13 protein-coding genes and 4 pseudogenes are annotated in these 21515 nt (G+C 70.4%); 4 read left to right on the forward strand and 13 right to left on the reverse strand.

The annotated features are described in order from the left end of the window. Nucleotides 1–101: 101 nt before the first annotated feature. From ACIQTO_RS36020 to ACIQTO_RS36030, 3 genes are all read right to left on the reverse strand, one after another. Entirely contained in the window at nucleotides 102–2912 is a 2811-nt protein-coding gene (locus ACIQTO_RS36020) for an ATP-binding protein (RefSeq protein ID WP_402397407.1), read from the reverse strand. 252 nt (nucleotides 2913–3164) lie between these two features. Next, complete coding sequence (locus ACIQTO_RS36025) at nucleotides 3165–3896, reverse strand: heparin lyase I family protein (RefSeq protein WP_402397410.1); 732 nt, start codon at nucleotides 3894–3896, stop codon at nucleotides 3165–3167. Between the two features lie 199 nt (nucleotides 3897–4095). After that, nucleotides 4096–5514: a uracil-xanthine permease family protein gene (locus ACIQTO_RS36030; RefSeq protein WP_402397412.1), complete on the reverse strand. Its 1419-nt coding sequence runs from the start codon at nucleotides 5512–5514 to the stop codon at nucleotides 4096–4098. A 293-nt stretch (nucleotides 5515–5807) separates the two neighbouring features. On the opposite strand from ACIQTO_RS36030, the gene ACIQTO_RS36035 reads away from it, so the two are divergent. Beyond that, entirely contained in the window at nucleotides 5808–6986 is a 1179-nt protein-coding gene (locus ACIQTO_RS36035) for an alpha-hydroxy-acid oxidizing protein (RefSeq protein WP_402397415.1), read from the forward strand. 122 nt (nucleotides 6987–7108) lie between these two features. On the opposite strand, the gene ACIQTO_RS36040 is transcribed toward ACIQTO_RS36035, so the two are convergent. From ACIQTO_RS36040 to ACIQTO_RS36060, 5 genes and pseudogenes are all read right to left on the reverse strand, one after another. Beyond that, complete coding sequence (locus ACIQTO_RS36040; RefSeq protein WP_402397449.1) at nucleotides 7109–7927, reverse strand: phospholipid scramblase-related protein; 819 nt, start codon at nucleotides 7925–7927, stop codon at nucleotides 7109–7111. Between the two features lie 454 nt (nucleotides 7928–8381). Beyond that, nucleotides 8382–8924: an EF-hand domain-containing protein gene (locus tag ACIQTO_RS36045; RefSeq protein ID WP_402397418.1), complete on the reverse strand. Its 543-nt coding sequence runs from the start codon at nucleotides 8922–8924 to the stop codon at nucleotides 8382–8384. 339 nt (nucleotides 8925–9263) lie between these two features. After that, a pseudogene (locus ACIQTO_RS36050) lies at nucleotides 9264–9392 on the reverse strand (family 1 glycosylhydrolase); the annotation flags it as partial. Between the two features lie 50 nt (nucleotides 9393–9442). After that, a complete protein-coding gene (locus ACIQTO_RS36055; RefSeq protein WP_402397421.1) occupies nucleotides 9443–9955 on the reverse strand; it encodes a very short patch repair endonuclease in 513 nt (170 codons plus the stop codon). A gap of 107 nt (nucleotides 9956–10062) precedes the next feature. Then, on the reverse strand, nucleotides 10063–12231 hold the full coding sequence (locus tag ACIQTO_RS36060) for a DEAD/DEAH box helicase (RefSeq protein WP_402397424.1): 2169 nt from the start codon (nucleotides 12229–12231) through the stop codon (nucleotides 10063–10065). Between the two features lie 314 nt (nucleotides 12232–12545). Here ACIQTO_RS36060 and ACIQTO_RS36065 point away from each other — a divergent pair, with 314 nt between their 5' ends. From ACIQTO_RS36065 to ACIQTO_RS36075, 3 genes are all read left to right on the forward strand, one after another. Further along, on the forward strand, nucleotides 12546–12953 hold the full coding sequence (locus ACIQTO_RS36065; protein WP_402397426.1) for a hypothetical protein: 408 nt from the start codon (nucleotides 12546–12548) through the stop codon (nucleotides 12951–12953). 8 nt (nucleotides 12954–12961) lie between these two features. Further along, nucleotides 12962–16828: an AAA domain-containing protein gene (locus ACIQTO_RS36070; RefSeq protein WP_402397428.1), complete on the forward strand. Its 3867-nt coding sequence runs from the start codon at nucleotides 12962–12964 to the stop codon at nucleotides 16826–16828. A gap of 400 nt (nucleotides 16829–17228) precedes the next feature. Then, nucleotides 17229–18317: a hypothetical protein gene (locus tag ACIQTO_RS36075; protein WP_402397430.1), complete on the forward strand. Its 1089-nt coding sequence runs from the start codon at nucleotides 17229–17231 to the stop codon at nucleotides 18315–18317. A gap of 12 nt (nucleotides 18318–18329) precedes the next feature. Here the strand turns inward: ACIQTO_RS36075 and ACIQTO_RS36080 are convergent, their stop codons facing one another. The 5 genes and pseudogenes from ACIQTO_RS36080 to ACIQTO_RS36100 form a co-directional block, all read right to left on the reverse strand. Further along, the gene (locus ACIQTO_RS36080; RefSeq protein ID WP_402397432.1) at nucleotides 18330–18941 is read right to left on the reverse strand and encodes a hypothetical protein; all 612 of its coding nucleotides are present in this window, start codon (nucleotides 18939–18941) and stop codon (nucleotides 18330–18332) included. 273 nt (nucleotides 18942–19214) lie between these two features. Further along, nucleotides 19215–19346, reverse strand: a pseudogene (locus tag ACIQTO_RS36085) (family 1 glycosylhydrolase); the annotation flags it as partial. Between the two features lie 12 nt (nucleotides 19347–19358). Next, nucleotides 19359–20591 (reverse strand): TIGR02679 family protein, encoded by a 1233-nt coding sequence (locus ACIQTO_RS36090; protein WP_402397434.1) that lies wholly within the window; start codon nucleotides 20589–20591, stop codon nucleotides 19359–19361. Beyond that, nucleotides 20588–21163 (reverse strand): annotated as a pseudogene (locus ACIQTO_RS36095) (SbcC/MukB-like Walker B domain-containing protein); the annotation flags it as partial. The gene ACIQTO_RS36090 and the pseudogene ACIQTO_RS36095, both read right to left, overlap by 4 nt. Continuing rightward, nucleotides 21151–21504 (reverse strand): annotated as a pseudogene (locus ACIQTO_RS36100) (DUF2398 family protein); the annotation flags it as partial. The pseudogenes ACIQTO_RS36095 and ACIQTO_RS36100, both read right to left, overlap by 13 nt. Nucleotides 21505–21515 lie beyond the last annotated feature (11 nt).

Below are 21515 nucleotides of genomic sequence, written 5' to 3' on the forward strand. Positions count from 1 at the left end.
CCGGCCCGCAGCCGCCGGGCGGATGCCGGGCCGCCGCCGCCACGTCCCGCGCCCCGGCTGGAGCCGCAGCCGCGCGACGCCGGCGGCGTCCTGAGCCCGCCTCAGCCGGGTGCGCCCGTGCGCAGCAACTCCCCGGCCCGGGCCGCCAGCCCGTCGGCACCGCAGTGGGTGGCCAGCTCCAGTCCCCGGGCCAGGGCGGTGCGGGCGGCCGGCGCGGTGCCCAGCGCCTCGCCCAGGTCGACCAGGGCGATCGCGTGCTCGTAGCGGGCGGGTGACCGCTCCAGGTGCCGAACGGCCTCCGCGAGCAGTTCGGCGGCGCGCGGCCGGTCGTGCACCGCCGCGCAGAGCCGCAGCGCACTGCCGACGGCCGAGTCCGTCCCGGACTCCCGGGCCCGGCGGACGGCCTCCCCGGCGAGGTCCCGGGCCCGGTCCGGCTGGTCGGGGGCAATCGCGCGCGCCAGGTGCCCGAGCCACGGCGCCCACACCGTGTTGCGCCACCCGCGCGCGTCCAGGGCCGCGCCGGCGGCGGTCAGCGTCGCGGCCGCGCCGGGCGCGTCGCCCCGGGCCAGCAGCAGCCGGCCGTACAGCGTGGGCGCGTCGGGCAGCACCATCACCGTCGGGTACGGCGGGCCGAAGGCATGCGTCCGGGTCAGCTCCAGGGCCTCGGCGAGTTGCCCGCGCGCGGCCAGGGTCTCGGCCAGTGCCCCGACCGCGTCCCAGTGCAGCGGGGTCCCCGGCCCTATCCGCTCGGCGATCCGCAGGGCGCGGCGCAAGTAGTCCTCCGCCTCCGCCAGGGCGCCGCAGCGGAACCGGAGCATGCCGGTCAGCAGGTGGGCGAAGCCGAGGTGGCCGCCGCTCCACCCGGCCACCTCGTACGCCCGGACCGCCTCGGTGAAGAGCTCCTCCGCGCGGTCGACCCGGTCCGCGTAGAGGTAGCTGATGCCGAGGATCCCGGGCAGCTCGAAACCCCAGGTGGTGTTGGTCCAGCCGAGGCTGCGGGGCAGCCGGCCGCCCGGCAGCGCGGACTCGGCCAGCGCGATCGCCTCCGCCCGGTCGGCACCGCGCAGCGTGAGGTCCCAGCAGCGCAGCACGGCCACCGCGTGGGCCAGGCCGTCGCGTTCGAACAGGACCTCGTCGGGGGTCGGCCCGCCGCCCGTCCCCGGGCCCGCGGCGACATCGGCGGCGACACCGGCAGCGGCTCCGGCGTCGGTGAAGGCCAGTCCGATCATGTCGAGCATCTGGGCGAAGTCGGCGAGCCGCCGCGAGCGGCCCCGGCCGTCCGCGTCCTCGGACTGGAACGCGGCGAACATGAAGTGGGCCACCTCCAGGCGCAACCGGCCCGGGCCCGGCTCGGTGCGCGCGGCCTCCTCGGCGCACACCGCGGCGGCCTCGCCGACCCGGTTGCTGTGGGCGAGGGCCTGGGCGAGCCGGAAGGTCGCGTCCACCCTGAGCTCGGGGCCCGGCCCGTACGGGTCCGCGAGCGCCAGGCGCAGCTGGTTGACGGTGGTCGCCGGGTCGGTGAGCAGCGCGGAGCAGCCGAGTTCGTAGAGCACCACGGCCCGGTCCTCGTCGGCGGGCGGTTCGCTGATGGCGCGCCGCAGGCAGCGCTGGGCCGCCTCGGGCGCCCCGATGGCCAGATGTTCGCGGGCGGCCCGGCGCAGCTTGCCGACGATCGCGCCGTCCCCCTCGGGCAGGGTCTCCAGCAGGTGCCGGGATGCCGTCAGCAGGCCGAGGCCGGCGTTCTCGGTCTCGACGGCGGCGACCCCGTGCATCCCGGTCCGGACGGCAGGCGGCATCGACTGGTAGACGGAGGTGGCGATCAGCGGGTGGACGAACTCCAGTCGGCCGCCCGGTGTGCCGGTCAGCACCCCGTGCCGGCGCAGCTCCCGGATCGACTGGTCGGCGGTCTCCGGGCCCTGGGCGCAGACGACGGCGGCGAGGTCGGGGCGGATGTCGGTGCCCAGCATGGACGCCGCCCAGGCGAACTGCAGCGTGGTCGGGCCGATCTTGTCCAGCCAGTGCCGCAGCGTCATCCCCCGTGCGCCGGCGGCGAGTTCGCGCAGCTGCCCGGTGCTCTCCTCGACGGGGTCGAGCCGCTGGTCGGCCACCTCGCGCAGCAGGGCGGTGGTCTCGTAGGGGTTGCCGGCGGTGACGGCCCAGACGTGGCGGCAGAAGGCGTCCTCCGCCTCCGCGCCCAGGGCGGCCCGGACCAGGTGCGCGACCGAGGCCGGCTGGAGCGGCCGAAGTTCGTGCCGCCGGTCGGCCCGGCCGACGAGGCCTCGCTGCAGCGTCAGGGCGTCGTCGGGGAACTCGTCGCGGCAGGCGAGCACCAGCAGCGCCGGCAGCTCGCGTGCGCGCACGGCGAAGCCCGCCAGCCAGCCGAGCGACTCCGGGTCGGCCCAGTGCAGGTCGTCGACGATCACGGCCACCGGCGAACGCAGCTGCACGAGGCGGGTGAGCACGAAGTCCAGCCCGTCTCGCACGCCCTGCGGGTCGAGCTGCCCTCCGGGCGGCAGCAGTCCCACCGCAGGACCGACGATGTCCTCCCAGGGCCCGAACACCTGCGCCCGTTCCTCGTCCGACAGGGCCGCCAGCACCGGCTGCACCAACTGGCGCACCACGCGGAACGGCTCGTGGCGCTGCCGCTCCCCGCCCCGGGCGAACAGCACCGTGCAGCCGGCGCGTCGCGCCTCCCGTCGCGCCTCGGTCAGCACGGCGGTCTTGCCCAGCCCGGCCGCGCCGGTGTACACGAGCAGTTCCCCGGTTCCGGCACCGGCGGGCCGGGTGAGCGCCCCGACCGCCTGCCCGGCCGACCGGATCTCGACCTCGCGTTCGTGCAGCGGACAGCCGTCCTCGCCGGCTCCGCCGTCACCCCCGGCCCCGGACTCCCCTTCGGCCACCGTCGCCCCCAATGCGCCGTCGTACGAACGTCGTTACCGATGCCGAGGCTACTGCTGAACGGACGGCTCCGGTGCGGGCTTGACAATCCGCCCGGCCGGAACCGGATCCGCGCGAACGAGGCGTCCGGGCGGCGACGACGGGGGCTTTCCGCCGTCGCCCCGGCCTGCTACGGCCCGCGCGCGGGAAGCCGCGCGCCCACCCGCCGAGGAGACGGGGTGCGGCGCCGGCCGGGTCGGGACTCGCCCCGGCCGGTCACCCGGCCCTCACGAGCCGGCGGTGGCCGCCTCCAGGGTGGTCGCCATGATCGGACTGGTGAAGGTGTTCGTCGCGTTCCCCGAGGAGGGGTGGTAGGAGCCCCACTTGAGGTAGTTGCGGTCGCCGTCCCAGGTGGTGCCCTTGAAGGTGCCCGAGCCGGTGGTGAAGGTCTGCTTCACGCCGTCGAACCAGAAGTCGATGGTGCCGCTGGTGCGGCCCAGGCGGATCTTCAGCGCGTAGGAGTGCCACGTGTTGTTGGTGGTCGGCGCGGTCCACAGCGTGTGCGCGACGTGGTGGGTGTCCCACTCCTGGAGGCGGATGCGCCCGGTCGTCGCGTCGATCTCGATCGGGTGGTTCGCCGTGTCGGTGCTCGGCGAGCACTTCAGCTGGAAGACGTAGCGGCTGTTCGCGTCCTTGATGTCCACCTTGGACGACCAGCCGAGGTAGAAGGTGGAGCCCTCCTTCAGGTTCGGGCCGAGCGTCTCGCAACGCTCCTCCCCCGCCTTCTGGAACGCCCGCCACACACGGCCCTTGGCCGCGTCCTTGACGACGCCGAAGCCGCCCGACGCGCACTGGACGCCGGCGAAGGAGGACGGGCCCTTACTGGTGCTCGGGGCCCACAGGACCTTGCCCGTCACGGCGGCGGAGCTGGTGGCGACCGCCGAGCCGCAGGAGATCGCGAGCGTGGTGAGGGCCACGACGCCGAGGACGGTCTTGCGGTGGTGGAGCAGAAGGGACATGCCTCTCCCAGGTGGATGAGTGGCCGCAACGGACGAGGTCCGGGCCGTTCGGCCCGGACGCAGGCACCGATTCGACCACCTGACGGCCCGTCGGGCCAAGCGGGCCGACCGATCGAGGCCCTTTCGGGCACGTCGACCGGTCGGCCGGGCACCGGGCGAGGGCTGCCCGGCGGGGCGCCCTCACCGCCGGCGCGGACCGCTACCGGGTGCGCGGCTGCGCCCCGCCCGGTCCCCCGGAGTCCTCGCTGCCCGCGTCGTAGGAGGAGGTGCCCTCGTCCAGCAGCGGCTCCTGCGTCTTGAGGTGCGCGGGGGCCAGCGCCCGCAGCACGTGGTACCCGGTGATGACGACCAGGGTGCCCAGCGCGATGCCGCTGAGGCTGAAGGTGTCGGTGAACTTCATCGTCACGTTGCCGATGCCGATGATGATGCCCGCCGCGGCCGGCACCAGGTTCAGCGGATTGCGCAGGTCCACGCGGGCCGTGGTCCAGATCTGCGCGCCGAGCAGGCCGATCATGCCGTACAGGATGACGGTGATGCCGCCCAGCACCCCGCCGGGGATCGCGGCCACCACCGCGCCGAACTTCGGGCAGATGCCGAACAGCAGCGCGAAGCAGGCCGCGGCCCAGTAGGCGGCGGTGGAGTACACCCGGGTGGCGGCCATGACGCCGATGTTCTCCGAGTACGTGGTGTTCGGCGGGCCGCCGAGCGCGGTGGAGAGCATCGAGCCGACGCCGTCCGCGGAGATCGCGGTGCCGAGCTTGTCGTCCAGCGTCTGACCGGTCATCTCCCCCACGGCCTTGACGTGCCCGGCGTTCTCCGCGACCAGCGCGATCACCACGGGCAGGGCCACCAGGATCGCGGACCACTGGAAGGACGGGCCGTGGAAATCGGGCAGGCCCACCCAGGCCGCCTTGCCGACGCCCGACAGGTCCAGCCGCCAGTGGTCGGTGAGGTGTCCGCCGGCGTCCATCGAGTGGATCTTCCCGAAGACCCGGTCGAACAGCCAGGAGATCCCGTAGCCGAAGAGCAGCCCGAGGAAGATCGCCACGCGTGACCAGAAGCCGCGCAGGCACACCACGGCCAGCCCGGTGAACAGCATCACCAGCAGCGCCGTCCACTGGTCCTGCGGCCAGTAGGTCGCGGCGGTGACGGGCGCGAGGTTGAAGCCGATCAGCATGACGACGGCGCCGGTGACGATCGGCGGCATCGCGGCGTGGATGATCCGCGCCCCGAACCGCTGGACCGCCAGGCCCACCAGGAACAGGGCCACGCCCACCACGAACACGGCGCCGGTGACCGTCGCGCTGGTGCCGCCCTGTGCCCGGATCACCGCGGCCACGCCGACGAAGGACAGCGAGCAGCCGAGGTAGCTCGGGACCCGGCCGCGGGTCGCCAGCAGGAAGATGACGGTGGCGACGCCGGACATCATGATCGCCAGGTTGGGGTCGAGCCCCATCAGCACGGGCGCCACGAAGCTCGCACCGAACATGGCCACCACGTGCTGGGCGCCGAGCCCCGCCGTCCGGGGCCAGGAGAGTCGTTCGTCGGGGCGGACGACCGCCCCAGGTGCGGGCGTACGCCCGTCACCGTGCAGCTTCCAGCGCACGCCGAGATCCATGTGGGGGGTTCGCTTTCTCTGTACTTCCGGGGGAATGTCCGCACCATTCTCGTGGTCACCGGCGCCCCCGCCCGCCACCGCCCCGCCCCTGACCTGCGCCTGCGCCCCCCGGCCCGGTCGGCGGCCCCGCCCCGGCGCGGTGAAGGAGGCGCCGGGGTTCTCCTCATCGAGACTGTAGAAGCCGTACGGCCGGTCGGGACCGTTGACCATCCGGGGCATCTGGTCAACGGTGGCGATCCCGGCACCGGGGGCCACCCCCGGGCCGGCCGCCGGCAGACGAACGGAGACGTGTGATGGACGTGAACCCCCAGGGGCAGTTCGGGGACTTCCAGAACGAGATCTACTTCAACGGCCTGTCGGGCGTGGTGCCGACGATGCCGATGACCTTCACCGAGCTGGAGGCCCGCGCCCAGGCCGCGCTGCCGCCGTCGGTGCTCTCCTACGTGGCCGGCGGGGCCGGGGACGAGTCCACCCAGCGGGCGAACGTCACCGCCTTCGGACGGTACGGCCTGGTGCCGCGGATGATGGTCGGCGCCGCCCGACGGGACCTGTCGGTCGACCTGTTCGGGCTGAAGCTGGCGTCGCCCCTGTTCATGGCCCCGGTCGGGGTGATCGGGCTGTGCGCGCAGGACGGCCACGGCGATCTGGCCACCGCCCGCGCCGCCGCACGCAGCGGAGTGCCGATGATCGCCTCCACCCTGACCGTCGACCCGATGGAGCAGGTCGCCGCCGAATTCGGCGCCACCCCCGGCTTCTTCCAGCTCTACACCCCGACCGACCGGGCGCTCGCGGAGAGCCTGGTGCACCGCGCGGAGGCCGCCGGCTTCCGAGGCATCGTGATCACCCTGGACACCTGGCTCACCGGCTGGCGCCCGCGCGACCTCAGCACCGGAAACCTCCCGCAGCTGCGCGGCCACGCGCTGGCCAACTACACCTCCGACCCGGTCTTCCGCGCCCGCCTCGCGAAGGCCCCCGAGGAGGACCTCGGGGCCGTCGTCCGTGAATGGATCGGCATCTTCGGCAACCCGCTGACCTGGGACGACCTGCCCTGGCTGAGGTCGATCACCGACCTGCCGATCATCCTCAAGGGCATCTGCGCCCCGGAGGACGTCCGCCGGGCCAAGGACGGCGGCGTGGACGGCGTCTACTGCTCCAACCACGGCGGCCGCCAGGCCAACGGCGGGCTGCCCGCCCTCGACGCCCTGCCCGGCGTGGTCGAGGCCGCCGACGGCCTGCCCGTCCTGTTCGACTCCGGGATCCGCACCGGCGCCGACGTGGTCAAGGCGCTCGCCCTCGGCGCCACGGCCGTCGGGGTCGGCCGCCCGTACGCCTACGGCCTGGCGGTCGGCGGCACCGACGGCATCGTGCACGTGCTGCGCTCGCTGCTCGCCGAGGCCGACCTGATCATGGCCGTCGACGGCTACCCCACCCTCGCCGACCTACGGGCCGAAGGTGCGCTGCGCCGGCTCTGAACGACATGACCGCGGCCCGGCTCCCCGCCGAGGGGGAGCCGGGCCACGGCTGTTCGTCAGACCGTCACCCGGTGCAGCCGGTAGGGCGGTTCGGCCCCGGAGCCGGTCCGGTCGCCCCTTCGCTAGCCGAGACCGCGAGCGTCCTGCTTCAGTGCGGTGTCCACGGTCAGCGCGGTCGCCACGACGAGGCTGAGCAGCGGGTCGGCGAGCGGGCGGTGGATCTGGAGCACGTAGTTGTCGGCCGTGGTGAACATGGTCTTCGCCAGGCCTTCCCAGGTCTTGGTGATCCGGGCGACCTCGGTGTCCGTCTCGTCGACGATGGAGAAGTTCCAGGCCCGCCAGTTCTCGGCCTTGACGGCGCCGATCTTCTGCCCACCGACCTCCATCGCGAAATTGATCTTCCCGATGGCGTTCTGCTGAACGATCTGGCCGACCTCCTGGCCGTTCGGACGCTGCACGACCACCCGCGACTTGATGAACTTCGCCGGGCGGGTCAGCAGCAGCACCGGGACGCCCTGCGCGTCACGGATCTCCAGCTTGTGGGTCAGGTACTGGTCGAGGGAGGTGAGCAGCCGGATGGCCTTGCGCAGCGCGCTCTGACCGACCTGGACCACCGAGCCCAGCGCGGCCCCCTGCTGGTCGAAGACCGCGTACTCGTTGGTCAGCTCGATCAGCTTGGCCTTCTGGTTCACCACCAGGACCGGCTCGGAGAAGAGGGTGCCGCCGCCACCGGCGACCGGTCCGACGCCCGCCTGCCGCTGCACCTGGCGCTGCACCTTGGCGGAGTCGCCGACCGGAGCGGCCGGCTGCCCGGGGAAGCCGGGGATGTTCGTGTTCTGGGACATGGCGGGCAGGCTAGGCTCAATCCTCCCCGGGTAGCCAGATCGTTTGCGCGGCCCCAGATCGTCCAGGGCAGCGGATTGTGCCTGTGACCTGCGGATTCGGCCGCTGCGACGGCCAGTTGGCCGCGACCCGACGGGCAGCGGTGTGGCCGATATCACACCCCGGACGCTCGCCGCGCGGTCGCGTCGACCGCGTTCGTCCCGGCCCGGACCTGTCGCAACGACAGCTCCCGGACCTCGCCCACCGAACCAGCGCCGTCGCCATTCCCGAAGCCTTCCAGGGCCCGACCTCCGGCACACGGACCCATGACACACCGAAGGCGATGCGGACGAGCCCCAGGTCACGGCCGGCGCAGCGAACCGGGAGCACCGCGCCCGTCACGCCCGATGAGCGACGATCAGGTCGCGGCACCAGGCATACGACGCCTTGGGCGTGCACCGCCACGTCCCGAACCCGACGCGGACGACGCCGAACCTGTGAGGGAGCCCCTCGGCCCGTCGGACAGGCTGTCATCTCGGCTTACCCTCCGGTCGCCCCCCGTCGGGGGCGCGGTCAGTGCTCCGGGACGCGGCCGCACATCACATTGCCGGCCTCGGACGGGTCACCGCTGATCCAGAACTGCTCCCACAGAAGGGCGAATTCGGACCGGCTGAGATAGCCGTCACCGTCCAGGTCGAGGAGGCCGAAGACATCGCCGGTCTCCACGCTCCGGCCGTGCCAGACGTCGACGAGGCGACCGTGCTCGGCGCGCGAGATGCGGCCGTCGCCGTTCTCGTCCACAGCGTCGAAGACCGTGTCGGCGGTCGCCGTGACAACCTCACGCAGGACGGGGAGCCGGTCGACGAGGGCCAGGAACTCGCCCATGTCGACCTTGCCGTCGTGGTTGGTGTCGGCGACCGTGAGCAGGTGGTCCCACCAGCCCATCATGAGCGCCTCGACCCTGCCCCTCAGCCCCGCGTCCCGCCGGACGGCCGGCAGGCGACTCCAACGTTCCGTCAGGGCCTCGAAGTCGTTCTGCCGCAGGCAGCCGTCCCCGTCCGTGTCGAACGCGGCGAACACACCACGGAGCTTGCGCCGCTGGAACTCGTTGGCCATGAACAGGCCTCCCCTGTGCCGAACCACTGCCCCACCACGCGTGGCGACATGACGGTGACCATAAGTGCACGGAGCCGGCCTCGCCGGGGCTTCGAGAGAAGTCCCGGCACAGTCACCCCGTGGTGTGGTAGGCCACCACCCTCCTGTCGCGACACCCGCGCACTCGACACCTTCGGCGTGCGGCGCCGCGTCGTGAAGTCGAGGCGGACGGGGCTGAAGCGCTGTGGGTAGCCCTCAGCCCGTCGAACGGGCTGTCATGTCGGGAGAGCCTTGACCCTACGTCAGCAAACTGTCCAAGTGTGCGCTCTGACCGTGGAGTTGAGGCGACAGCTGGGGCACCTACTGCGCGTATCGCCCCCGGTGGGCAGTGACCAGTTCCCGGTACCAGGCATACGACGCCCTCGGGGTGCGCCGCTGCGTCCCGAAGTCGACGTGCACCAGGCCGAACCTTTGATGGAACCCCTCGGCCCGTCAGACACCCTGTCATTGTACAAATCGGTCGATCATTGTTGTTGGCGTCACACGAACTCGCCGCGCGCCCCGTTCCAACTCGGTGCTTCGCCGGAGCCTTGATGAAGCCCTCGTGCGCGTGGATGGCCCTGGTACGCAAGGACCTCCACCACCTTGTAGACGGCGTCCTCGACGGCCTCGTGCTCCCACACTCTCAGAGGGTGCCAGCCAAGCCGGAGGAGGGTGGCATCGGTGTCCCTGTCACGACGCGTGTTGTCGTCGAGCTTCCGCCACCACCACTCGGCATTGTGCTTCGGCGCGTGCCGGTGTTCGGGACAGGCGTGCCAGAAGCACCCCTGTACGAATACCGCCGTGCGCCAGCGCACGAACGTGTTGTCCGCCCTCCGGCGCCGCATCGTGGGAAGGGGCAGGTTCACCCGGTACCGGAAGCCCATCGAGTGCAGCGCCCGCCGGAGGGCGAGTTCGGGAGCCGTGTCCACGCTGCGCTGCGCCCGCATCACCCGACGGACGTTGGCATCCCTCGGCGGCGGAACGTCCGTCCGATTGCCCCTGTCTCCCATGCACCGATCAACCTCGGTCGAGGTGTAATGGTCACCCTCTCGGAGACGGCGATGACATCGATCGGCGCGCCGTACCTCAACAACGGCCTCCGCGCCGACCCCGGAGCTCAGTCAAGTGGCAGGGCAGCCAGGCGGAGCTGTTCCTCCTCCACGATCCGAACCGCCAATGACTGCTCCGAGACGTCCACGGCCTCCGGCGTCGACTCCGCCACCTCGCTTCGCCGCGCATACTCGTCGAAGAGCCGGTCCTTCGCCCGCAGGATCTCCAGCATCCGCTGGTCGACGCTGTCGGCGACGAGCAACCGGTGCACCTGGACCCGCCGGACCTGTCCCATGCGTTGTGACCGACCCACGGCCTGACTCTCCATGGTGGGCTTCACCTGCGGCTCGCACAGGATGACGACCGAAGCCGCCTGGATATTCAGCCCCACACCTCCGGCCTGGATCTGGCTCAGCAGCACTGCGTGGCCCACCACCGCGGCGAACTGGTCCACCACGTCCTGGCGCCGAACCGCCGGGACGCTACCGTCGATCGGACCGAACGCCCTTTGGCTCAGTGCTTCTTGGACAACCGCCAAAACGTCGCGGAAATAGGAGAAGACAACGACCTTCCGCCCGTTTCCGGCAGCCTCCTCGATGAGCTCCCGGAGGCGCTGCAGCTTCGCCGACTGCCCAGGATTCGCGTACGCCGCACGGCGCATGGCCATGAAGTTGCCTTCGGCGACGGCCGCCCGGTACGCCGCGAAGTCGGCAGGCGTGAACTCCTCCCACTCGTCGACGTGAACGGCATCGGGAAGTTCGGTGAGGACATCCTGCTGGTTCCGGCGGAGGTAGGCCGGAGCAACCGCCTTCCGGAACGCCTTCGGTCCGGCGGCAGCCGAACCGCTGTGGATCCGAGGCAGCAGGTCAGGCTGGAGGTAGCTGACCAGGTTGCCGAACTCCTCGACCCGGTTCTCCATCGGAGTGCCGGTGAGGAAGAGCACCCTCTCGACACGGTCGGTCCACGCGGCTACCGCCCGGGAGCGCTGCGCCTTGGGGTTCTTGACGTAATGGGCCTCGTCGACCACGACCATTCCGACGGCTTGCTCCGGAGGGGCCTCCAGCTGGCGGAGGCCGTCGAACGTCACCACCACGACGCCACCTTCACGGAGCCACTCGGCACGCGCCAGTTCCCGGTCCTGGCCGTGGAAACGGTGGGCGCGCAGCATGCTTCGAGCCTCGATCTCCCGGGTCCAGTTGATGAGGACGCTCGCCGGACAGACGACGAGGAAGTGCGTGCTCCCGCGCGCTCGGAGGTGCGCCATCGCAGCGATCGCCTGAACGGTCTTCCCCAGACCCATTTCGTCGCCGATGATCACCCGCTTCTGCTTGAGTGCGAAGCGGACTCCGAAGGCCTGGTAGCCGCGGAGCGAGACCTTGCACTGTGTGTCGTCCAACGGCTCGGCCCGGACCCCGTCGGACAGTTCATCGGGGAGGAAGCCTTCGGAGGCGCTGACCTCAGCCGGAGCGAACCCGGCAACCTCGCCAAGGATGCTGTAGAACTCGGCCGCGTGGTGCTCGAAGTCCGTCCACGCCTCGACCTCGGATGCCGGCGGACGCAGGAGGTCCGCAGAAGTCTGGGCGAAGAGCATCGATGTCGTCTGCACCTCCAACTCCGCGAGAAGAGCCGTGAGCTGATCGATCGCCGCGAGGGCTTCCTGCTTCCTCTGCCGTCCGGCGAACAGGGAACGGATGGCTCCTCTGGCCGGCTGAGCAGTAGAGATGAGGCCAGCAACCTCACCGACGACACGCTGCGCGATCTCATTGGCACGAGCAGCCTCGGGCCCGGCGACGACCAGCCGCTGGAGCGCGATGACCAGCGTCGTGCTCGCCTGGTCCCGGTGCTCGATGTCGAGCCGGATCGCCACGGTCTGCTCGGCCGCCTCGGCGATCCGGCGTGCAGCGGCGATGGTCTGGGCAGCCGTCTGCGCACCGATTCCCGGGAGCTGCTGGAGCGCGTAGGCGGAGGCATCCAGGACCTGCCGCACGGTCCCGAGCCCAGCGGCCTCCAACGCGCCGACCCTGAGGCGCCCCTCCGTCACATCCCTGAGCCGGCCTACTGGGATGGCTTCCAGTTCGTCGCGAACCAGGCGGTCCCTCAGCGCGGCCGCGGCCTGGATCACCTGTGTAACTACACTCCGATGATCTTCAGTGACCGCGCGAGCGGCCGCGTGGAGTCGCTCGGCATCCGCGAGGACTACCCGCGGCTTGCGAGCGGTCCGTTGCCCGTCCCCCACTCACAGCCCCCATCAAGGCTCAACCATCCGTCGTTCTCGCTGGCGCTCCACATGATTCCACCCCAGCCCTGCCCACGCCGCCACGATCGTCTTCCTCATCCGCGACCCGCGTTGGGCTCAGCGCGACCCAGCGCGAGCCGAGAGAGGGCGCACAACCCGCGGACTCGCTGAACGCCTCCGTGCGCCCGTACGCCCCAGTCGTTCACGTCAAGAACCGTCCCCTTTCCGCCAAAGGACGGATCCACAGGCATAGTCCTGGCTAGGCTCGTCACTCCGCGTGCGAATCGACACGTAGGCTGTTACGAGGGGGAGTCGTGGAAGAGCTTCAGGTAGCAGAACACCGGATCGAGTTCTTGGACAGCGACCCGCTACGCGCCCGGCGCGAGGCCCGCGAGCTGACCGCAGCGCTCTCGGCTCACGAGATCGAGGCTCCCCTCCTGCTTCCCGGCGCCCAGCCGTCAGCCGGTACCGACAAGGGCGCCGAGGTGGCGGAGTTGGTTGGTGTACTGATCTCCGGGGGCTCCCTCGTCGTCTCGATCGTGCAGACCTGGCTCGCCCGAGTACCCAACCGCACGATCAGCGTCACACGGCGTTCGGACGGTGCGACGCTCACGGTCTCGGGCAGGCAGGCGCGGGAAGACGCGGCCCTCCTGGAGCGCTTCCTCTCCGAGGGCTCCGCAGGCCCGGAGGAACGGGACGGCTCCGCCGAGTCCGAAGGCTGAGCCCGCCCGTGGACAACGACCGCCATGCGCTCCTCCTCGGAGTCTCGGTCTACGAGAGCGACGCCTACCACGACCTCCCCTCCGTCCGAGCCGACCTGCACTACATGCGCGCCGTGTTGGAGAGCACGGAGATCGGGATGTACAACGAGTGCGCCGTGGTGGCCGAGCCCACCCGGGCCGAAATGCTGCGCGCCCTCGAGGACTTCCTAGCAGAACGCCAGCAGAGTGAGACTGCACTGGTGTACTTCAGCGGCCACGGGGAGTTCTGTGAGGAGGACAACCAGCTCTACTTCCTCACCCGCGACTCCGATCGTTCGAACCTCCCTGGAACCGCAGTCTCCGCCGAATTCCTGGAACGGACCCTGCAGGAGTGCCGGGCCGCCTCGAAGATCGTCCTGCTGGACTGCTGCTCCAGCGGTTCCGTGGTCCAGGGGTGGACCGCCAAGGGGGCCCAGCCGGACCCCGATGGAGAGGAGCAGCCGCTGGAGGGTGTTGCCCGCAGCACCCTCCTACACCCGACCGGGGTGTACTTCATCACTGCATCAGACGCACTTCAGGCCGCCTCGGCCATGGCACCTCCCGGTTCGACGCTCGGGACGTCCCGCTTCACAGGTGAGATCGTCGAAGGACTGCGCAACGGGCGTATCAAGGACAGTGGGTGGATCAGCCCGGACGACCTCTTCACCTACCTCACCCAACAGATGGCGCGCAACGGAGTGCCCGAGGAACAACGACCCACCAAGTCCACGATCCGGGCCACGCGGAGTCTCCCGTTCGCCCGCTCAGTGGCTCAGCCGGTCTTCCTCCCGCCCGCGCCCGGGCAGCGACCGCACGGAGACGTCCCGTCGTCTTCCCTGCTCAAGGCGCGGCTCCGGGCGACAACCGAAGAGGGTGCCGGTATCGACTGGCAGCGGCTCATCGGTTACTACGTCGGCTGCATCGCCGCCGAAACGGCCTCGGAAATGCTCCCCCAGCGTGAGGGCGGCGAGGGGAGCAGTTACTTCCTGCTCGGATCCGGTCCGGAGCTGATCCAGAGCGGCCTGAAGCGCTCGTTCCGCGCGCCCCGGATCCCGGATCGCCACGACGGCCGGGAGAACGAGTTCTGGTACGGGTACCCGGCGGTCTCCCTACCGACCGAGGACAGCGCCAACCGCGGCCGGCTGTCCGTGCGTGTTGCACCCCTCCTGCTCCAGCAAATGGAGCTGACTCCGGACGAGGAGGGACGATCGACGCTCCGGCCGAGCGGTGTGCCGTCCTTGCACAGCGGTCTCCTCACACAGCTCATGACCGTCGAGGAAGCCGCGGAACTCGTTGCCCGCTGGCAGCCCGCCTGGCAGGAGGGCAACGGGGCCCAGATGCTCCGGGCCATCCGCGAGCTGCTGACAGAACTCAGGCTGCCGGAGCTCGAACCCTTGGACGTCTCCGCCCTGAGTCGGGAGGGCGTGGTCACTGCACTTCGACCCGGTGCCCACAACACCGCCATGCTGCTGGTCGCATCGGGCTCCAACCAGATGACCCAGGGGCTCGTGGACAACCTGGAGTACATGGCCACCCACCCGCACTTGATCCCCGGTACGGCTCTGGAATCCCTGCTGTCGGGTCACGAACTCGGCTCCACGGACGGCGAGCCCGTCACCGTGGTGGTCTCCGGCCCGTGCAACGAGAGCCAGGAAGCGGTTATCCGCTCGGCCATGGGGAACACCGTCACCATTGCCACTGGTCCACCGGGCACCGGGAAGAGCGAGGTGGTGACCGCACTCGTCGAGACGTGCGTCCAGGCGGGGCAATCGGTCCTCGTGGCCTCCACCAACAACGAAGCCGTCAACGTTGTCGCGACCCGTTGCGAGGCGATCGCACCCGGGTTGTTGTTCCGCACCGGAAACTCCAAGGCGCTGCAGGAGGAGGCCTCGAAGCTGGAGCGGCTCCTGCGCGAAACCCCCCAGCCGCCCGGACGGAGTTCGGCCACGGTCACGGGCGAACTCCGCATGACCGCTGCCCGAGTCGGCGACCAGCGTCGCGCAATGGGTCGACACGTGCGGAGGGAGCTCCGGCTGACGGACCTCCTCCGCCTGCGTGAGTCACACGCAAAGACGCTCGATGTGCCCGACAGTGTCCTCTCAGCCGCGTGGATGAGCGAGGACGAGGCCCTCCAACGATGGGAGGAGAGGGCGCGCAGAGCTCTTCGGGCGCGATGGTTTGCTCCTGGCTTGCGCCGATCGCGCGCAACAGCCGCCTTCGTCAAAGCGGCCACCGCTGGCACGGGCTCGCCGTGGCCGAGATCTGGCCCCGGAGGGCCTGAAGACCTCGGCCAGCTGGCCGACTTCGCCATGACTGAAGTCGAGCTCAGGAGACTTCTGTCCGAACTGGAGGCTACGGACGACCAGACCACTGGAGCGGGTTTGCTGACGCTCGCCGGCAGGATGTCCGCGCTGTCGGCCGAGGCTTCACAGTCCAGGTCCGCAGAAGCTCTCCGTACAGCGAGGGAGGCAATGAACGAGCGACTCCAGGCACTTCGCCAGCGGAAGTCCTTCCAGAAGAGTCAGCGGCAACTACTGAGGCACCTCAAGGGTTGGGCCATCAGTACCCACTCGGTGCGCCAGTTGGAGCGGTCACCCAAGTTGTTCGACCTCGTGATCATCGACGAGGCCAGCCAGTGTTCCGTCCCGTCGATCTTCCCGTTGCTGCTCCGCGCCAAGCGGGCGCTGATCATCGGCGACCCGATGCAGCTGGGGCACATCGCCTCGATCTCCCCCGAGCAGGAGAGAACCGCCAGGGAGCGCGCTGGGTTGAGCGCCGCCTGGTTGGAGGAGCACCGGCTCTCCTACCGGACGCATTCCTCTTACGACGCCGCCCGCTCAGGTGCGTCGTCGGCGCTGCTACTCGATGAGCACTACCGCTGCCACCCCGAGATCGCGGATGTCGTGAACGGCTACTGCTACGCGGGGCGGCTGAAGGTGCTGACCGACATCCGGGAACAGGTACCGGCTGTGAACCTGACCGGGGGCCCCGGTCCCGGGGCCGTGCTGTCGTGGGTCGATGTGCCCACCGGGGATTCCGCCCGCGGCCAGCGCGGGGGATCCTGGTGCAACACCATGGAGGTGTCGGCTGTCGAGCGGGTGGTGTCCGAGTTGCTGAGCCACCTGCCTGTCGATGCGACCGTCGGCGTTGTGACTCCCTTCCGGGCACAGAAGGAACTCCTGGAGCGGAGACTGCGCGACGACCGCGTCCTGGTCGGAACGGTGCACGCCTTCCAGGGCGGCCAGCGCGACGTCATGGTGCTCACCCTCGTCGCCACCGACAACGCGCCGCAGAACACGATCCACTGGGTGGCGGGCCAGATGAACCTCTGGAACGTTGCCATCACCCGAGCCAGGTCTCAGCTGATCACGGTTGGCCACCGTGCCTTCTGGCAAAAGCACGCCGGGCTTCCGGCCGAGCTGGCGAACCGGTCGGTCCCGGTCAACCGCGACCGGACCACCAGGCCGGCTGCGCTCGATCACGTGCCCATTACCCCGGCTCCAGTGTCCGCACGACACACTGAACTCGCGGACCGGCTCCAGGCCCACCTCAACGACCACGGCATCCACGCTCTGGAGCGCTCCGCCCCTGTCGGGGGGACGACCGTCGACTTCGTGGTCACGACACGCGGCCAGGACTCGGGGAATGACGAGAACGTCGTGCTGATCATCGACGAAGGCCCACAGAACGACGAGGAGCCGGCGCGCCACCTGCGACTCGCACAGGCTCGCTGCGATCTTCTCGTGGGACTGCCTTCGGGTGGAGTCGGGGCAAAATCGGCACCGGTCACCCGAAGCATCCGCACCCCGGCATGGCGCATCTTGGCCGGAACGGGCGTGCCAGGTCTCACCAGTTGAGCATGAAGATACCCCTCGGGCACCGACGAACTGGTCGGCGGCGATCCATAGTGAATCTTCCGTGGTCGCCGCCTGGCGTTCGAGTCGCAGCTCGCCGCTACTCCTCCTGCCAAGCCCACTGAGCCGCGATCAGGTACCAGTTCTTCGACATGGGATCCTGGATTTCACTTCTGCGTGCGGCAGTTGACGTCATATGGAGCGAACCACCAGCCGAACACCTCTGTCCGCCTGGCGTCTCTCCGGTCCGTACACTGAAGTCACGAGTACGTCGTCGAGTGTTTCCGCCGAATTCGAAGGCGAGGCCATGCCCGACTCCTCCGTCCCGCGCTCCCGTTCCCACGGATCCTCCCGACGCCGAGGGTCCCGTTTCATCGACCAAGCTCGTTTCACCCAACCGGAATTGCTCGCCGACCGACTGCTCGTCCATGTGGACGCCACGCGAGTGGGGTGGGTGCGAGGCCAGCTCAACACCGGCCGGAGCGGGCTCGTGATCGGTGGGCCGAAGGCCCTCAGGAAGGCACTGGACCTACGGGAGGAGGGCTATGAGGACGTGCTCCTTGCCGACCCGGCGTTCTACGAGGTCGGCATCGCGACGGCAGGCCTGCCCTACCTGCAGCGGACCGGTGAGTTCCCCGCCGCCGACCCGCTCGGTCAGGCAGTCCAGGAGCAGCTCGCCGTCGGCGCGACGGCGGCACTCACGCCAACCGGGTACCTCCGTGCCGGGGACACTGCCGCTGTGCGGGCTGCTGTGCGCGAGGTGGTCGTGCGCGAGGATCCTCGAATCGTGCTCGCGCTACCGATCGACGTCGGCTGGTTGCAGCCCGACTTGGTCGACAGTCTCATCGATGAACTGAGCACAGCACCGGGATCCAAGGCCATCATGCTCGGCGGCCAGTTGGACCCGCTGGCGAGCTTCCCCGACGCTCTCACCGGCCTGACCCGAGTCCTGGCTCAGGTACCGGGCACCGCCCTGCTGCGGGCCGATCTCGCGGCGTTCGGCGCGCTCGCCGGGGGCGCGGCATTCGCCGGCTACGGGCTTTCGGGGCGCCTCCGGCACGTCGTGCCGCCCGGCGAGCCGACGCAGAGCTCGGGATTCGCCGATTCCCCGTCCGTTCTGTTCCCCGAGTTGATGGCCCTGTTCCTCGGAAAGACCCTCGCACGCCGCTTCGCGGCGACGCTCGCACCCGTTTGTGAGTGCACGGCCTGCGGACGACGGCCGCTGGACAGCTTCCCGAGCAATCGTGACGCCAAAACGGCAGCCCAGCACAACACATCCGTGCTGTTGTCCTGGCAGCAGACGTTGCAGACCCTGGCGCCCGGGCCCGACCGTCAACGGTGGTGGCAGGAACGCTGCCGTGCCGCCGTGAACCGCTATCCGCTCGTCAACGCCGCCATCCAGCAGCCGAACGGATTCAGGGTCCAGCCGCAACTGCTGCGATGGTCCCTCCTGAATGCGACGACACCTTCGACCTCGGCAGGCACAGACTGATAGGCGGGCGGTTCAACCAAGTCGCCCGTACAGCTCCTCGACGAAGTGCCAGGCCGCTGCGGTGTGCCGCAGTGGCCTGTACGCCTCGGGTTGCAGGGCTATCCGGATCCCGTCCCGCTCATGGACGAAGACGCCGATGCCGTAGAAGGCGGCCTCCGTCAAGATCTCGTCCAGCCCCGCGCACGGGGGCCGGCGGAGCAGGACAGCTCGGCGGCAGAACGGTGCGAATCGGCCTGCACGCTCGAGACCCCGCCGCCAGTCGGTGGCCGGCACAACCGCGAGGTCAACGGCGAGCGGCCGGACCGCTCGACGTGTGACCAGCTCCGTGTCCGACTCGACCGCTCCGTGTGGGAAGCCAGGAACCTCTACTCGCTGCGGGAGCGAGCCCACCGGAACGGGAAGGTCGACCGGAAGGCCGAGCAGGCGCTCCAATACGGGGATGCTGTCCAACCGCTCGGCGCCGACCGCTTCCCGCCTGCGATGCTCACCTTCATCAATCCGGTACAGCAGAAGGGCGCGGGTACCCAGGACCGAGAGCGTGATCCCTTCACTCTCCGAGGACACCTGCGAGAGGGCCGCCTCGCGGACAGAGCGCCAAGCCGCAGGATTCGCCACACTTGCCATGGACCCCACCTTGCCGTACAGCGCGGCACCACGGCCAGGCGCCCCTCCGCGCCGGGCCTCCGGGATTGCACGAGCGGATCTCGCATCCTCAGGGCTGCACGGGCCCGAGTAGCCGCGTCGGGCCCGTAGCTGAACCACTGGGGACGGGCTACGGACTCGTCGAACACCCTGTCTTCTGCCTGAGGCCGGGCTCAGCTGCTGCGGTCCGCGCCATCCCAATGGCCCCTCGACTGCCGCCAAGCGGCCATCCATTCCGCAGCGTCGTGAGGCCAACTAAGTTGAAGAATTCGATCGATGAGTGGTAATCAGGTCGCGGTACCAGGTGTAGGACGCCTTGGGTGTGCGCCGCTGGGTCTCGAAGTCGACGTGCACCAGGCCGAACCTCTGACTGAACCCCTCGGCCCATCGAACGAGCTGTCAATCTATCCGTGGCCGGTGGTCGGCCAGGTCCTCGAGGAGGATGTCGGCGACCACCTCCTCGACCACTGCGGTTCGCAGTTCGGCCATGGAGTCGGTGAGCGTCCGGTCCCACGGTGCGGGCGTGAGACGCCCCGGATCGGGGCCTGCGGGGACCCGGGGCGCGGCGGCCCGGTAGTCGTCGGATGTCAACCGCCATGGGAGGGCTCCGGTCCTGGCGAGGACGTGGGCCGCGATGCGGATGCCCTCGCCGTCGAAGTCCCCGTGGTACTGCAGGGACGCGCCGTCTTCGGCGAGTCGACGCAGCAGGTGGATCACGGCGGTGTTGGGCCAGCCGGAGGTGCAGACCAACGGGGGGCAGTGGCGGCCGAAGCGCCGTAGAGCCAGGGCGAGCACACTGGGGTTCTCGGTGATGTGCACCACTCCTGCGGGACCGGTGAATTCGCCGGGTGAGCGCAGTTGGGCGAGGGTGAGACTGACGGGGTGACCGGCTCCGGCGCAGATGCGGGAGATCATGGCGACCGGGCCTTCTCCCCCAGGGCGGAGACCGACGGCGAGCACCGTGGCGGACAGTTCGTCGTCGGCCACCCCGGCCCGGCTCCAGAGCGCACGGCGCCCCTCGGCGCCGTCCGGCACATCGGTGCCGTACAGCACCGCCAGTGCGCGCAGGACGAGGGAGGACAGCCGAGTCCCGTCGTCGAGCGCGTGGGAGTCACCATCGAGGAGGCGGGCGGCGAGGACCGGCAGTGGCTCGCCACCGGCTGGGAGTGCGGCGAGGACGGTCAGCGCGGCGGTCAGCAGGCCGCGGGTCCGGTCGGGTGAGCCGTCGACGAGGCCGTTGGCCCGCAGGTGACCGACCCATTCCAGGAGAACGGGCTGGGCCATGACCACCTCGTGGCCGGCCAGCCACCCCCACAGGGCGTCGCGCCGGCCGGTCTGGTGCCCTCGCTCGGCGGCCCGGTCGTGGATCGGGCCGAGGATCGCGGCCGCCACGTCCCGGAGGGGTCGGCCGCAGGCGTCCAGCACGGCACCGTCGAGGACCGCGAGGGGGATCGTCGGTTCGACCGCAGGGAGCCGGTCGAGTCCGAGGAGGTCGGCCAACGCCTCCCGGCCGGCCTGGTCGAGCGGTCCGGACCGTACCCGGCTGACGGGGCGGCCGGTCGAGAGACGATCGTGGACGGCCGACCAGAGGGGTCGGAGTTCGGGGAGGTCGAGGGGGTGGCGGTCCGTCATGCCGGTTCGTCCGTGCCGGGTTCGTCCGTGTCCGGTTCGTCCGGCAGGAGGTCGGTACCCGTCCAGGTGAAGCGGGCGCTGGTGACGGCGTCGTCGCCGTCGCCTCCGGTGATCAGCTGGTGAACGGCGATGCCGGAGAGCTCCCGGTAGGTGCACCACTCGTGGTCGGAGGTGAGCACCAGGTCGAGGTCGAGCGCAGCGAGGAGGCCGAAGACCTGCCCGCGGTTGACGGTGTCGACGCCGACGAAGACCTCGTCGAGCAGGATCAGCCTCGGGGACTCCGGCACCGCCTCGTAGTGGGCGGCCACGGCGGCGAACAGCGGTAGGTGGAGGGCGATGGCCTTCTCGCCGCCCGAGAGCGCGCCGTGGAGCTTCTTGGTGAGCAGTTGCCACCCGGAGCCGTTGGCGCGGTCCAGCTTGACGACGAACTGGTGCCAGGCCGTGTAGTCGAGGACCTCGGCGAGCTGTTCCTCCCAAGTCGCCGCCGTGTTCCGGGTCTTGGCCTCCTCGATGCGGCCACGGAAGAAGGCGTGCAGGGCCTCGCGGTCGGCTTCGGTGATCCGGCCGGGGTCCCCGGGACCGGGAGCAGCTCGGCCGCCACGACGCACAGTAGCGTGTAGCGGCGACGGTCGAACGGAGCCCTGCCCGACCGCAGTCGGCGGGCGGGGCGCGAGGCGTCGGGGACCGCCCGGATCTTGAGCAGGCGCGCGTATCCCAGGCGTGGCTCCACCACCAGCTGCCAGCCGCAGTGGTAGTCGAACCACTTCGTCAGCGGGTCCTGCCGGCGGCGGATCAGCTCGAAGGCGGTCGGGTCTCCGCGCTCGGTGATCAGCGGCCGCCCGAGGAGCAGTCTGACGGCTCGGGCGACGTCCTGCTTCTCGGCCAGGACCAGCTGGTTGGCCAGGGTGCTCATGCGCCCCTCCC

The organism is Kitasatospora sp. NPDC091207, assembly GCF_044768625.1.
Lineage (GTDB): Bacteria > Actinomycetota > Actinomycetes > Streptomycetales > Streptomycetaceae > Kitasatospora.

Bases quoted from the DNA above. Each gene is read 5' to 3' on its own strand.
- ACIQTO_RS36080 (WP_402397432.1), bottom strand. From the start codon at position 18,941: ATGGCAAGTGTGGCGAATCCTGCGGCTTGGCGCTCTGTCCGCGAGGCG.
- ACIQTO_RS36055 (WP_402397421.1), bottom strand. From the start codon at position 9,955: ATGGGAGACAGGGGCAATCGGACGGACGTTCCGCCGCCGAGGGATGCC.
- ACIQTO_RS36090 (WP_402397434.1), bottom strand. From the start codon at position 20,591: ATGACGGACCGCCACCCCCTCGACCTCCCCGAACTCCGACCCCTCTGG.
- ACIQTO_RS36025 (WP_402397410.1), bottom strand. From the start codon at position 3,896: ATGTCCCTTCTGCTCCACCACCGCAAGACCGTCCTCGGCGTCGTGGCC.
- ACIQTO_RS36030 (WP_402397412.1), bottom strand. From the start codon at position 5,514: ATGGATCTCGGCGTGCGCTGGAAGCTGCACGGTGACGGGCGTACGCCC.
- ACIQTO_RS36045 (WP_402397418.1), bottom strand. From the start codon at position 8,924: ATGGCCAACGAGTTCCAGCGGCGCAAGCTCCGTGGTGTGTTCGCCGCG.
- ACIQTO_RS36035 (WP_402397415.1), top strand. From the start codon at position 5,808: ATGGACGTGAACCCCCAGGGGCAGTTCGGGGACTTCCAGAACGAGATC.